This window comes from Bartonella sp. ML69XJBT (assembly GCF_028618515.1).
In the GTDB taxonomy this organism is placed as follows: domain Bacteria; phylum Pseudomonadota; class Alphaproteobacteria; order Rhizobiales; family Rhizobiaceae; genus Bartonella.
In genome coordinates this window covers 21,078-34,973 of sequence record NZ_JAQITB010000009.1, presented here as the reverse complement: position 1 = coordinate 34,973, position 13,896 = coordinate 21,078, and the positions used below count along the sequence as shown (strand labels likewise).

The 13,896-nt window shown below is 38.1% G+C and carries 13 protein-coding genes; 10 read left to right on the top strand and 3 right to left on the bottom strand.

Features of this window, described 5'->3' with window-relative positions; genetic code table 11:
* Position 1 precedes the first annotated feature (1 nt).
* The 5 genes from ribB (at position 2) to PVV68_RS04505 (ending at position 5,534) form a co-directional block, all read left to right on the top strand.
* Positions 2-1,108 carry a 3,4-dihydroxy-2-butanone-4-phosphate synthase gene (gene ribB, locus PVV68_RS04525; RefSeq protein WP_273720792.1) on the top strand — a complete coding sequence of 369 codons (1,107 nt, stop codon included), beginning with the start codon at positions 2-4 and terminating at the stop codon, positions 1,106-1,108.
* Positions 1,109-1,115: 7 nt separating this feature from the next.
* The gene (locus PVV68_RS04520) at positions 1,116-1,370 is read left to right on the top strand and encodes an exodeoxyribonuclease VII small subunit (RefSeq protein WP_273720758.1); all 255 of its coding nucleotides are present in this window, start codon (positions 1,116-1,118) and stop codon (positions 1,368-1,370) included.
* 243 nt (positions 1,371-1,613) lie between these two features.
* Positions 1,614-3,536 carry a 1-deoxy-D-xylulose-5-phosphate synthase gene (gene dxs, locus PVV68_RS04515; protein ID WP_273720757.1) on the top strand — a complete coding sequence of 641 codons (1,923 nt, stop codon included), beginning with the start codon at positions 1,614-1,616 and terminating at the stop codon, positions 3,534-3,536.
* A gap of 1 nt (position 3,537) precedes the next feature.
* Positions 3,538-4,284, top strand: a complete 747-nt coding sequence (locus PVV68_RS04510; RefSeq protein ID WP_273720756.1) for a TlyA family RNA methyltransferase — start codon at positions 3,538-3,540, stop codon at positions 4,282-4,284.
* Complete coding sequence (locus PVV68_RS04505) at positions 4,281-5,534, top strand: RNA methyltransferase (RefSeq protein ID WP_273720755.1); 1,254 nt, start codon at positions 4,281-4,283, stop codon at positions 5,532-5,534. Before PVV68_RS04510 ends, PVV68_RS04505 begins: the two co-directional genes overlap by 4 nt.
* 329 nt (positions 5,535-5,863) lie before the next feature.
* Here PVV68_RS04505 and tldD read toward each other — a convergent pair whose 3' ends face one another.
* Positions 5,864-7,285: a metalloprotease TldD gene (gene tldD / locus PVV68_RS04500; RefSeq protein WP_273720754.1), complete on the bottom strand. Its 1,422-nt coding sequence runs from the start codon at positions 7,283-7,285 to the stop codon at positions 5,864-5,866.
* A gap of 107 nt (positions 7,286-7,392) precedes the next feature.
* Entirely contained in the window at positions 7,393-7,932 is a 540-nt protein-coding gene (locus PVV68_RS04495; protein WP_273720753.1) for an invasion associated locus B family protein, read from the bottom strand.
* A 415-nt stretch (positions 7,933-8,347) separates the two neighbouring features.
* On the opposite strand from PVV68_RS04495, the gene cyoE reads away from it, so the two are divergent.
* From cyoE to rnhA, 4 genes are all read left to right on the top strand, one after another.
* Positions 8,348-9,283, top strand: a complete 936-nt coding sequence (gene cyoE, locus PVV68_RS04490) for a heme o synthase (protein WP_273720752.1) — start codon at positions 8,348-8,350, stop codon at positions 9,281-9,283.
* A 190-nt stretch (positions 9,284-9,473) separates the two neighbouring features.
* The gene (ispH, locus tag PVV68_RS04485) at positions 9,474-10,529 is read left to right on the top strand and encodes a 4-hydroxy-3-methylbut-2-enyl diphosphate reductase (RefSeq protein WP_273720751.1); all 1,056 of its coding nucleotides are present in this window, start codon (positions 9,474-9,476) and stop codon (positions 10,527-10,529) included.
* Positions 10,529-11,488 carry a homoserine kinase gene (locus PVV68_RS04480; protein WP_273782683.1) on the top strand — a complete coding sequence of 320 codons (960 nt, stop codon included), beginning with the start codon at positions 10,529-10,531 and terminating at the stop codon, positions 11,486-11,488. The genes ispH and PVV68_RS04480 overlap by 1 nt, the downstream gene beginning before the upstream one ends.
* 5 nt (positions 11,489-11,493) lie before the next feature.
* Positions 11,494-11,961 carry a ribonuclease HI gene (gene rnhA / locus PVV68_RS04475; protein WP_273720749.1) on the top strand — a complete coding sequence of 156 codons (468 nt, stop codon included), beginning with the start codon at positions 11,494-11,496 and terminating at the stop codon, positions 11,959-11,961.
* A 396-nt stretch (positions 11,962-12,357) separates the two neighbouring features.
* Here the strand turns inward: rnhA and PVV68_RS04470 are convergent, their stop codons facing one another.
* A complete protein-coding gene (locus PVV68_RS04470) occupies positions 12,358-13,209 on the bottom strand; it encodes a protein-disulfide reductase DsbD domain-containing protein (protein ID WP_273720748.1) in 852 nt (283 codons plus the stop codon).
* 71 nt (positions 13,210-13,280) lie between these two features.
* On the opposite strand from PVV68_RS04470, the gene PVV68_RS04465 reads away from it, so the two are divergent.
* Positions 13,281-13,865 carry a YqgE/AlgH family protein gene (locus tag PVV68_RS04465; protein WP_273720747.1) on the top strand — a complete coding sequence of 195 codons (585 nt, stop codon included), beginning with the start codon at positions 13,281-13,283 and terminating at the stop codon, positions 13,863-13,865.
* Positions 13,866-13,896 lie beyond the last annotated feature (31 nt).

The window sequence follows — 13,896 nt, the reverse complement described above, 5'->3', positions numbered from 1 at the left end:
GATGGCGTATGACGAAAAAAATATTGTTTCAGCACTTCAAGCTTTTGAGCGTGGTGAAATTGTCGTGGTTACCGATGATGATGACCGTGAAAATGAAGGTGATTTAACGCTTGCTGCTGCTCATTGTACAGAAGAAAAGATGGCGTTTATCATTCGCCATACAACAGGTATTGTTTGTGCACCTATGCCAAAAGAGGAAGCACAAAGGTTTAATCTTGTTCCTATGGTATCGGATAATGATTCGGCGCATCGTACCCAATTTACCGTTACTGTTGATTTTAAACATGGCATAACAACAGGAATTTCAGCACACGATCGTACATTAGCAGTGTGTAATCTTGCGAATGCAAATGCTAGCGCAGACGATTTTGTTCGTCCTGGGCATATTTTTCCTTTGATTGCGCATCAAGGGGGCGTTCTCATGCGTTCAGGCCACACAGAAGCAGCTGTTGATTTATGTAAATTAGTTGGTTTACCGCCCGTTGGTGTTATTGGTGAATTAGTCAATGATGATGGTAGCGTGAAACATGGAGATGAAATTACAAGATTTGCACAAGCCAATCAATTACATATCATAACAGTTGCAGATTTGATTGCTTATCGCCAACGTAAGGAAATGTTGATTCAGCATGTTGGAGAAATGTCTATTGAAACATCAGCAGGCCCGGCTGTCGTTCAAAGCTATAAACTTCCTTGGGAATCTGTTCAACATATTGCAATTATTTTTGGGGATATCCGTAACGGTGAGGATATTCCTGTTTATTTGCATCGTGAAAATATTTTGAAAGATGTTTTTGGTCAATCTTCAGATATTACAGTTATCATGCAGCGAATGATGCAAAAAGAAAAGTGTGGTGTATTTGTTTATTTGCGTGAAGGATCTGTTGGTGTACAATCAGCTGTTAGCAGTCAGGAACGAGCAATGAAGGGGTTGGAAAAGCATGCGCAAGCGATTGAACGCGAAGAAGAATGGCGCCGGATTGGTTTAGGATCACAAATTTTAAAACATTTAGGGATGAGTTCTGTTATTCTTTATGCTTCTAAAGAGCATCATTATGTAGGTTTGGAAGGTTTTGGAATTTGTATATCCAGAACAGATAGCTTGTGAGGATTACATGAAACAAGAGATAAAAAAGGGGGATATTACAGCGTTAAGTTTTGAAGAAGCACTTAAGCAACTTGAAGTGATTGTCGAGAATTTAGAGCGTGGTGATGTTCCTTTAGAACAATCGATTGACATTTATGAGCGTGGTGAAGCTCTTAAAAAACATTGCGAGAAGCTCTTAAAAGTCGCTGAAGCTAAAGTTGAGAAAATTCAGCTTTCAGAGGGAGGTGTTCCAGAAGGTGTAGAACCCCTTGATCCTGAATAATATTGGGTAATTTAAAGATATTTATTGCAGGATAAGAGATACAGTAATGAAATTTAAAAGAGTGTATTTTATCGTTTTTTTTATGAAAGAAGTGAATAAATAAGAAAAATCTCAATCATCACCAATAGAGCATGTTTTCTCGTAAAAATATGTAAAATTACGAATAGAAAAAGAGAAACGGTATACTCTTACCATTACGCTCTTTTTATGAGATAATATTAAGGGAATATTAAGGAGTTTTTTTTGTCTCGAGTATTGACGCCATTACTTGACCGTATTTGTTTACCACATGATTTGCGGGCGTTGGCTGAGTCTGATTTGGTAAGGTTAGCTGATGAGTTACGGAAGGAAACAATTGATGCGGTTTCTGTGACTGGTGGACATCTTGGTGCGGGACTTGGTGTTGTTGAGCTTACTGTTGCATTACATTATATTTTTAATACACCTGAGGACAGAATTATTTGGGATGTTGGTCATCAAGCCTATCCGCATAAAATTTTAACAGGGCGTAGAGAAAAAATTCGCACATTGCGTCAAGAAGGTGGATTATCAGGTTTTACCAAGCGTTCAGAAAGTGTGTATGATCCATTTGGAGCAGGGCATTCTTCTACTTCTATTTCGGCTGGCCTTGGCATGGCAGTAGCAAGTGCTTTGAAAGCAGAAGAAAGGCGGAACGTCATTGCTGTCATTGGTGATGGTGCTATGTCTGCTGGTATGGCTTATGAGGCGATGAATAATGCAGGTGCTTTAGATGCACGTTTGATTGTTATTTTGAATGATAATGATATGTCTATTGCACCGCCTACGGGCGCTATGAGTGCGCATCTTGCTAAGTTGGTTTCTCGTCCCTCTTACCGTAGTTTGCGCGAACGGATAAAAATACTAGGCGAAAAATTGCCTAAGTTCTTTTTAGATAAAGCACGTCTTTCAGAGGAGTTTGCACGTGGCTTTTTGGTTGGGGGAACCTTATTTGAAGAGCTTGGTTTTTACTATGTTGGACCAATAGATGGCCATAATTTAAAGCATTTATTGCCTGTTTTAAAAAATGTTCGCCAATATCCGCATGGACCTGTTTTGGTACATGTTGTGACACATAAGGGTAAGGGATATCCTCCTGCTGAAGCATCATCTGATAAATATCATGGTGTTAACCGTTTTGATATTATAACAGGCAAGCAGGTTAAACCGCCAAGCAATGCTCTTTCCTATACGAAGGTATTTTCTGAGGCTTTAATAGAAGAGGCTACACATGATGATAAGATTGTGGGTATAACCGCAGCAATGCCAACGGGGACAGGTCTTGATACTTTTGCTGAAAAATTTCCTGAAAGAATGTTTGATGTTGGTATTGCTGAGCAGCATGCCGTAACTTTTGCTGCGGGCATTGCTTGTGAAGGATATAAACCTTTTGTTGCAATTTATTCTACTTTTTTACAGCGTGCTTATGATCAGATTATCCATGATGTATCGATTCAAAAATTACCGGTGCGTTTTGCCATTGATCGAGCAGGTTTTGTAGGGGCAGATGGTGCAACACACGCTGGCAGTTTTGATATTGTTTTTTTGGCCACTCTTCCTGAATTTGTTGTTATGGCGCCTTCTGATGAAGTGGAATTGATGCATATGGTACGTACTGCTGCCGCTTATGATCAGGGTCCTATTTCTTTTCGTTATCCGCGTGGTGAAGGTGTTGGTATGGATTTGCCACAGCGCGGTGCAATATTAGAGATCGGAAAAGGGCGTGTTCTGCGTGAAGGAAACAGGATAGCCTTGATTTGTTTTGGAACGCGGATGTCAGAAGTTTTGGTGGCTGCTGATATGTTGTCTGCGGAGGGATTATCTACAACGGTAGCAGATGCGCGGTTTGCAAAACCTTTGGATAAGGATTTGATACGCCGTTTAGCTCGTGAGCATGAAGTCTTAGTGACAATTGAAGAGGGAGCGATGGGCGGATTTGGAGCGCATTTATTACAATTTTTGGCGCAAGAAGGGCTCTTAGAACATGGTTTGAAAGTTCGTACATTAAAACTTCCTGATGAATATTTAAATCACGGTTCACCTGAGAAAGTTCTTTCGCGTATAGGGCTTGATGCGGTTGGTATTGTCAACACGGTTTTTGCTGCTTTGGGACGCAAAATTCGGACAGTACAGAAAATTCGAGTATGAGATGACTGCCGGAAAAAGGCTTGATATTCTTTTAGTTGAAAAAAACTTTTTTAAAACGCGTTCAAGGGCACGTGATGCCATTATACGTCAAACTGTTAAGGTTAATGGTGAGATTATTTTCAAAGCTGGGCAAATCATTTCTGATGATGCAGAAATTATTGTTTGCGATCCAGCACAAAATTATGTTTCACGTGCAGCATTAAAATTGATCAGTGCACTTGATGCTTTTCCAATTGTCACAAATAAGATAACTGCTCTTGATATTGGTGCATCGACTGGTGGTTTTACACAAGTTCTTTTAGAACGTGGAGCCGCGCATGTAATTGCTGTTGATGTTGGTCATTATCAATTGGATGCACGTTTATCGAACAACAGTGCGATAACCTTATTAGAAGGCTTAAATGTGAGAGATTTAAAACAGGAGCACTTGAACGGACGAAAAATTGATCTCATTGTTTCAGATGTTAGCTTTATTTCTCTCACACTTGCATTACCTCCTGTTTTGTCTTTAGCCTCAAAAGGCGCGCAAGCTGTTTTATTGGTAAAACCTCAATTTGAAGTGGGACGTGATTATCTTGGTAAGGGCGGGGTATTAAAAGATCCTTCAATGGCTCAAAAAACTGCGGAAAGAATTTTTGATTGGCTTAATACTCAAAAAGGCTGGAATGCAAAAGGTTTACTTCTCTCCCCTATTGCGGGCGGTGATGGCAATTTGGAATATTTGTTATTCGGAGAAAAACAACAGTGAATAACAATGTCATAATTGATCATATGGCAGCGAATGGTCATGGTGTCACAAAAACATTGAATGGCTTTGTTTATGTTCCTTTTACTTTACCAAGAGAGTCTGCTGAAATTGCTATTCATGGCAAATACGCGACACTCATAGCATTAAAAGAAAAATCACCAGAGCGTATTGACGCTCTTTGCCAGCATTTTGGAGAATGTGGAGGCTGTGCACTTCAACATTGGCACGCTGATGCTTATCATATATGGAAGCGACAACTGGTTGTGGATGCATTAAAAGAATATGGACTTGATGTTGTTGTTTCGCCTTTAGTCGAATGTAAGCCTTATAGCCGGCGGCGTATTACTCTAACAGCTTCTATAACATCACAAGGTTATAAGTTAGGTTTCAATCGTTATCTTTCTCATGAGATTGTAGCTGTTGAGGAATGTCCAGTAAGCTGTTTAGAGCTTATAACTAAACTAGGCGATATCAGGAAGCTTTGTGCTATTCTAAGCAGTGATGCTAAACGATTTCATATTACCATAACACACATTGCAAATGGTTTAGATGTTGCTTTGAGCGGTTGTATTATACGCCATGAGTCAGTTCGTCAGAAAATGGTTTATACAGCTCTATCATGTGGAATTACACGTTTATCCGTTGAAGGAGAAGTTTTGGTTGAACAAGAAAAACCATTGGTTTACTTTGGAAATGTCTGTGTTGAATTTCCTGCTGGTGGTTTTCTTCAAGCAACCTCTGAAGCAGAAAATATCATGGGCAATATTATTTTAAATCATTTTAAAAAAGCAAAGAATGCTCTTGATTTATTTTCAGGGATAGGAACATTTACCTTACCTATGGCCAAAAAGATGAATGTTCATGCGGTAGAAAATAATGAGACAGCATTAGCAAATTTAGCTTCGGCAGCACGTTTGGCGTCCGGCTTAAAAACAGTAACTTGTGAAAGGCGCGATCTTTTCCGCCGTCCACTTTCTGTAAAAGAACTTGAGTGTTTTGACGCTGTTGTTTTCGATCCTCCACGTGCTGGTGCATGGGAACAAGTAGGTGAATTAGCGAAGACAACAATCCCTCATGTTGTGGCTATTTCATGCAATCCTGTGACCTTTGCTCGTGATTTATCTCTCCTTGTTGCAGGGGGGTATACGGTAGAACAAGTCATACCAATTGATCAATTTTTATGGTCACCACATGTTGAAATTGTTGCTCTTTTAAGCAAGCGCAAAGCAAAGACTGGCTGGAAACTTTAACCTCAATGAAAAAGCTCTCTTAAATTTCGTTTAAGATTTAAAAAAACCAAATTGCTTTTGTTTTTTATAAAATAACTTATAAATTAGTTTACAATAATAGTGCGTTTCTTTTCAGATTGAATGAGAACACCGAATACAATAGAATTTTTGTTTGTTTCATTTTGTGATGAAACATAAAAAAGCATTTTTTGCTTTTCATAAGAGGAAGTAACGTATAAATAAAAACTGTTTAAGAAAAGATGAATATATCTCTTCTCTAAATCTCCCTAATCTAAAAGGAAGGGACAACACTTTGAAATGATAAAGATAATGCTGCTGCAAGCTCATTATTACGTTATAAGTGCTGTTCCACCAATTGTCATATTATTCATTCGCAAATGAGGTTGTCCGACACCAACAGGAACATTTTGTCCAGCTTTCCCACACATACCGATACCATTATCAAGTTTGCTATCATTACCAATCATTGTGATACGTTTCATAGCATCTGGCCCGTTTCCGATAAGGGTTGCACCTTTAATGGGGGCGACAATTTTGCCATTTTCTACTCTATAAGCTTCGGTACATTCAAAAACAAATTTTCCAGAAGTAATATCAACTTGTCCTCCGCCAAACGAAACAGCATAAATACCACTTTTGAGCGAGGAGAGAATCTCTTCAGGTGTTTTATCACCTCCTAGCATGATCGTATTGGTCATTCTAGGCATTGGTGCATGTGCATAGGACTCACGTCTCCCATTTCCCGTTGGTCTCACCCCCATAAGTCGGGCATTCAGCCTGTCTTGCATAAAACCAATGAGTCTTCCATCTTCAATAAGAACGTTATATCCTGATGGGGTTCCTTCATCATCAATGGTAAGTGAACCACGACATTGGGGAATTGTACCATCATCAACAACTGTAACACCTTTTGCTGCAACTTGTTGACCCAAAAGTTCAGAAAAAGCAGAGGTTTTTTTACGGTTAAAATCACCTTCCAAACCATGGCCTACGGCTTCATGAAGCATAACGCCGGGCCATCCATTAGCTAACACAACATCAAATGTCCCTGCTGGTGCTGCTTCTGCTTCTAAGTTGATGAGGGCCATACGTAAGGCTTCATCTGCAGCTTTTTTCCAATTTTCTTCACGAATAAATTGGCTAAATGCTTGTCGTCCACCACATCCATAGAAGCCATTTTCTCGCCGACTACCTTCAGCCGCAACCACAGATATAGAAAGACGTACAAGAGGACGCACATCACGAACCAGATATCCATCCGCCCGTAAAATTTCAACATGCTGTAGTGAACCAGAAAGAGAAACGGTCACTTGATGCAATTTATCATTTTTAGCTCGTAAATAGGCATCAATTTTTTGCAAAAGCGCACTTTTTTCTTCAAATGATGGGGCATCAAGGGGATTATGTGGTTGATAAAGTCTTTTATTGGTTTTTTGCGGTGCGACACTATAAGATCCTGCATGATTATGATAGGTGACAGCTTTTGCTGCTTCACGAGCACGTTTAAGTGCAGCAGCGGATAATTCACTAGAATGCGCATATCCAGTTGATTCTCCAGCAACCACACGCAGACCAAATCCCATATCTTGATGAAAGGAGCCATTTTTAAGCTGTCCATTATCAAATAAAAGAGTTTCGCTTTCTGTATATTCTAAGTAAAGCTCACCATCATCGGCATGATGAAGCGTTTCTTTTACAAGTGATTGCACTTGAGATGCAGCAATATCAAAATGATCGATAAGCGATTTCATAAGAATTATCCTATTTTCATGGGCACTGAGAAGGTTTCCATTTATTTTATTTAAAAAGCAGTGAAGTGTACTATAAAGTTTTATTCATTGGATGTGCGCCGATTCTCTTATGTTGGTAGAGTTGCATAGGCATCACTCAGACCATTGAGATCAACGAGCCCACCAATTGCTTGTTCAGGAGTTGTGAAAATAAAATAGGTTGCTGTTTTACCTTTAAAAAAGCGCTGTAGGATATCTTCTTTGAGAACAGCTTCAGCAACACAATTATCACCAAGACACCGACGATATTCTAATCTTCCCATATTTTTATCATCAATTTTAAGTCCAACACCAGGGCGCAACTCAACGCGACTTGGAACAAAAACACGCATCAGAGTTCCTTGATTTTTAGGGAGCTTGTAAAAGGTAACACGAAGTGTAATGTCTTGACGATTTTGTGTGTGTATATTTTGTACAACTTCACATTGCATATTAGGTGTGCCAGGTGGCAAAGAACAAACTTTTGTCCATGCACCATAGGTTTGTGGGGCAGGGACATTTTGTACATGAAATGTTTGTGCAGTAGCATGATTGAGAGACACATTATAAAGTGTGCAAATAACAGCACTAACAAAGAAATTTTTTTTTAGTAATTTTAAAAGTACCACAGAAAACCCTAACTCCCTCACCACTATAGCCTTATTGTACAGCTTTGTATAAAAATAAATTCTCAAACCGCAATCATAGCATTATAACACAAAACCATTATATACGAAAACATATTAATCTATATATACGAAATAAAGGCAAAAATAAAAAAAGCAGCATATCACAGAAGGGTGGGTGTTTAGCCTTGCTTTATGATATTTGGTATGGTGTACTTTTTATGATACACTTGTAGTGTAAAAATAATATATGTTGAAAAATGTATTTTTTGCAAATATTTCCATCTATTTTTAGAGGATGCAGGTAGGAGAAACATCCTAATATGTTCTCTAAAACGCTGTGGTATTAATGAGTCATTCCCATATGCCAGACGTATTTGTTTGTGGATGACAGAAATGAAAAAGGTCGTTGAGCGGAATGTCTGTTTCAAGAGAATTATCGGCTGTAGCTGGTAAATCAATGCTGCCAAAATCCAGTATTGGTGATTATATCACGTTATTAAAACCTCGGGTTATGTCGCTTGTTGTCTTTACAGCTTTGGTTGGACTGGTAGTGTCACCTGTTTCGATACATCCATTTTATAGTTTTTTAGCAATTTTTTGTATTGCTGTAGGTGGTGGTAGTGCAGGGGCACTGAATATGTGGTATGATGCTGACATTGATGCAGTGATGGAACGTACCAAAAATCGTCCCATTCCTATGGGTAAAATCACCCCCAAGAGAGCGTTTATTTTTGGCATGATTCTTTCTATGCTTTCTGTATTGATGATGGGAATCTTTATTAATTGGTTTGCAGCATTTTTTCTTGCTTTTACAATTTTCTTTTATGTTGTTATCTATACGATTTGGCTAAAGCGTATAACGCCACAAAATATTGTTATTGGTGGTGCCTCTGGAGCTTTTCCGCCAATGATTGGATGGGCTGCGACAACAGGGACTGTGAGTCTTAACAGTTTCTTGTTATTTTTAATCATTTTTATGTGGACACCGCCACACTTCTGGTCTCTTTCTCTCTTTTCATCTCTTGATTATGAGGCAGCCGGCATTCCTATGATGCCTAATGTACGAGGTGTGTATTCAACAAAAAAACAGATCTTATTTTATACTATTCTTATGGCAATATCTGCAGTGGGACCTTATATCACTGGTCTTGCGGGAATTTTTTATGGTATTTTTTCGACAATTTTAAGTATTATCTTTATTTATTTTGCTTATCGTTTATGGAAATCTGATACGTATGACGCAACCATTGTAATGGCAAAAAAAGTGTTTTTCTTTTCGTTATTTTATTTGGCTGCTCTCTTTGGAATTCTTTTAATTGAATCTCTTGTATGGCGCTTTATTGCCTTTTAGTACAGCGGAATGAAAGGGCAAACTTAAAAGCGATTTGTCTTAAAACAAATTCTATGAGAATAGGCTATAGGGTACACGTCATGATAGAGGAAGACAGTATTATCAATTTTCCTCTTTATATGGTTTGTATAGTATATAAAGGTGGTTTATTCGAACATAGAGTAAAAGTTAGAGATATTAAGGATAGTTTATGTCTATACTTCCTCCTTTAACAATGCGTCTTTGTACTCCCCGTGGTTTTTGTGCGGGAGTTGATCGTGCCATTCAGATTGTTCTGCTTGCATTAAAAAAATATGGTGCGCCAGTGTATGTTCGTCATGAAATTGTGCACAACCGCTATGTGGTTGAAGGATTGCAGCAACGTGGGGCGGTTTTTGTTGAAGAACTTGATGAGATTCCAGAACAATACCACAATCAACCTGTTGTATTTTCTGCTCATGGTGTGCCAAAATCTGTACTAGAAGAGGCACGTCGCTATAATTTGTTTTATCTTGATGCAACATGTCCATTGGTTTCTAAAGTTCACAAACAAGCCATACGGCATCAACGTCATGGTCGGCATGTTATATTGATTGGCCATTCTGGTCATCCTGAGGTGATTGGAACAATGGGACAGTTGGAAAAAGGAGCTGTGACATTAATTGAAACGGTTGAAGATGCTTTACATTATCAGCCAGACGAGCCCAATAAATTAGGATTTGTCACGCAAACAACGCTTTCTGTTGAAGATACAGCAGAGATTCTTGATGTACTACAGCGACGTTTTCCTACATTAGAAGCTCCAGCGGCGGAATCAATTTGCTATGCAACGACGAATCGACAAGAAGCTGTGAAAGCAGCAGCAATGGGAAGCGATTTATTTTTGATTGTTGGAGCACCAAATTCTTCTAATTCACGACGTTTAGTGGAGGTCGCTGAGAGATTTGGTGCGCGGCAATCTGTTTTAGTCCAGCGTGCGGATGAAATTGATTTTGATCGCCTTAGAGCTCTTTCTGTTGTGAGTCTCTCAGCTGGAGCTTCTGCTCCTGAAATTATTATTGATGAAATCATTTCTGCTTTTCGAGAGCGTTATAATGTTACAATAGAATTGGCAGAAACAGTAGTAGAAACAGAAACATTTTTGGTGAGTCGCAATTTACGTGATATCACTTTAACACCTCAAGATATGGCATTTGTTAATGGTCGAGTTGAAACACTAAAAAATGAAAATCAGGATACACCTATGCCTGTAACGAAAGTAAAATAATGGCGGTTCATACAGACGTTCAACAAGATGATTTGAAGTTTTTTTTGACACATTATTCGATAGGTTCGCTTGTATCCTATCAAGGTATAGAGGAGGGAATCGAAAATTCTAATTTTATGCTCTATACAACAGAAGGCAGGTTCATCCTAACACTATATGAAAAACGTATTTCAAAGAATGATTTGCCTTTTTTTTGCAGTCTTATGCAGCATTTAAATCAGCATGGTATTCCTTGTCCTCAACCAGTTATGCAAAATGACGGGACAACAATTGGTAAATTAGCAGGACGCCCTGCCGCTATTATTACTTTTCTCGAAGGAATATGGATTCGCCAACCTAATGTATTTCACTGCGGTGAAGTGGGAACTGGTTTAGCGCAATTGCATTTAGCAGGGCAGGATTTTACACTCACTCGTAAAAATACTCTTTCTATTATGAATTGGAGATTATTATGGGAATATTGCCAAACAAGCCAAGATGCGTTGTTAAGAGAGTTTGGACAAAAAATTAATACGGAATTGTTTTTTTTACAAGAAAATTGGCCATCAAATTTACCAACTGGCATTATTCATGCTGATTTATTTAATGATAACGTATTTTTTTTGAACCATCGTCTTTCTGGTATTATAGATTTCTATTTTGCTTGTAATGATTTTTTTGCTTATGATCTAGCTATATGCTTAAACGCTTGGTGTTTTGAACAAAATTATTCCTATAATCTTACCAAAGCACGTAGGCTATTAGAAAATTATCAAAAAATAAGGCCATTACTCTCTTTAGAATTGAATGCAATGATTTTGTTGGCACGTGGTGCATCTTTACGTTTTTTACTCACGCGCCTTTATGATTGGTTTAATACACCGCCAGAGAGCCTTGTTATTAAGAAAGATCCACGGGAATATTGGCACAAGCTTTGTTTTTTTAGTAGTGTAGGTTCATTGAATGAATTAGGTTTTTGAATTCTATGTTAAATCAACAAAAAATCGTTGAAATTTATACAGATGGTGCTTGTTCCGGTAATCCTGGAGTTGGAGGATGGGGAGCAGTTTTGCGCTGGAATGGTCATGAACGTGAACTTTATGGTGGAGAAGCACACACCACCAACAATCAAATGGAACTGATGGCAGCGATTTATGCATTAAAAGCGCTTAAAGAGCCTTGTTCAGTCGATCTTTATACAGACTCGGTTTATTTACGCAATGGTATCTCTACATGGCTTGAAGGTTGGAAAAAAAATAATTGGCGTACGGCATCGAAAAGTCCTGTAAAAAATATGGAGTTATGGCAAGCTCTAGAAGATATCTGTTCTCATCATACTGTGAGATGGCATTGGGTAAAAGGGCATGCTGGTCATCCAGACAATGAGCGTGCAGACGCACTTGCTCGCAAAGCAATCACTGAATATCGTGAAAACGGATATTTTCCAAAATAGTTTTTTGCAAGCTGTTCTTTTTTATCATGAAGTAGAAAAAGTAAGTTCCTATAAGAAATATATCTCGATGTTTTCAGACGCATTTCACAATGCTACCCATGAAGACTATAACGTAAAAACCATGAGGTATCACTGTCTTTATGTTATGGGCACCATCATACTCTTTTTGTTAGTTCAAAATGTTATGCCAGTCCTTGCATGAAGGCGATTCATAAAAGATATTTTTACTCTTTTCTTGAATGGTTTTTAGCTACATGTTGTTTCTTTCTGTAACATGCAATGGAATAATTTTATGGATTCATCATGAGCAGGCTTAAAATGAGAAAAACGTACAATATGCGAGCTTTTCATGAAAGCTGTAGAAATGTTGATTATCATTGTAAATCAATATGTTGACTATAAGAGTATAAATGTTCCACTGAAAGCATGATCTTTAAAAGAAATTGTATAAAAAATGGTGTGATTTTCGCTATCTGGTATGAAAGAGAGAGGGGCACTAAAGAGTGTGTATTCTGCGTTCTCACGAATTTTTTTTGCTGGTCCAATTTGCATTTCGCCTCCATCTAAAAAGAGAGAAGAAGGTGAGATTTTATTGTTATTTTGTATTTTGATGAGGAGAGTATTTGTTTTTTTTTCAGCACTTATTTTAAATTCATGATGGGTAGTCAGAGGTAAGGCATTTTGAGCCTGTTTTAGGAGGGATAAAGGGAGGAGGATGTTTTTTTGAACAGATGGAGAAAAATCAAAGTCGACCGTAACCGGAAGACAGATTTTATGACATAATCCAAGAGTTAAAATGCCACTTAAGTCTTTTTTTACACCAGAAATACTGAAAGGCAAGACCACTTTATCTTTATAGCCTAATGACCAGTTATTTTCTGTTTCATAAAGCTGTGGTGTGGGGTAGAAAATTTCATAAGACACCTGTTGGTTAAAATAAAAAGAAGGTGCTATGCCTGAATTACCTGGATTACGCCAGTACGTTTTCCATCCTGGTTTCAGAACGATTTCGATAAAGCCCTCTCTTATTCCAGAATGAGAGGGTTTAGTCATAGCTAATCTGATACGACCACCTTCCGATTCATACCAAGATGTTGTAAAAAGATATGTATTTTGTTCTATTTGAGCACTGATGGGTATGTTAAATAGTTCTAAAATTATGAATGTTAAGCTTAAAGTAACGGAAAGTTTTTTATAAAGGCGAATGATAATATTTTTTAAATTCGTAAATATTTGAATTTTTTTCATTGGAGCTTTATTTTCCTATTGTACTAACTAAAGTGAACCTTATCATGTGAACTATGGAGAATAACAGATTGATGAAGCAGTGTAATGGCTTTTTAGGTGGACAGTTGCTCATAGCAATGCCTGGGATGAATGACAAACGCTTTATTCGTTCTGTTATTTATGTTTGTGCACATTCTGATGCCGGTGCTATGGGAATTATTCTCAATCAATTGCACCATATTGATTTTCCAGAGCTTTTGCTTCACCTTGGAGTTATAAACAGCGGTCAAAAAAAATGTCTTTCTGATCCAATAAAAAAGTTTCCAGTACGTTATGGTGGACCAGTTGATCCTTCACGTGGTTTTGTCCTGCATTCTGATGATTATGCTTGTGAAGAAACTGTTTCTATTGCAGATAAAATTTGCTTCACTGCAACCATTGATATATTAAAAGCGATCAGTTGTGAAAAAGGCCCTCAACATGCACTCATAGCCTTAGGATATGCAGGATGGAAAGCCGGACAGCTTGAGGCAGAAATATCTACAAATGGTTGGCTGATAAGCCCCACATCACCTAGTTTTCTTTTTGAAAGCGATTTAAGCCGTAAATATGATGAAAGCTTGGTTCGCATGGGGATCAACCCTGCCTATCTCGCTTCTGAAATGGGGCATGCATAAAATTCCACTATTTCCTGACTTTTTGATTTGT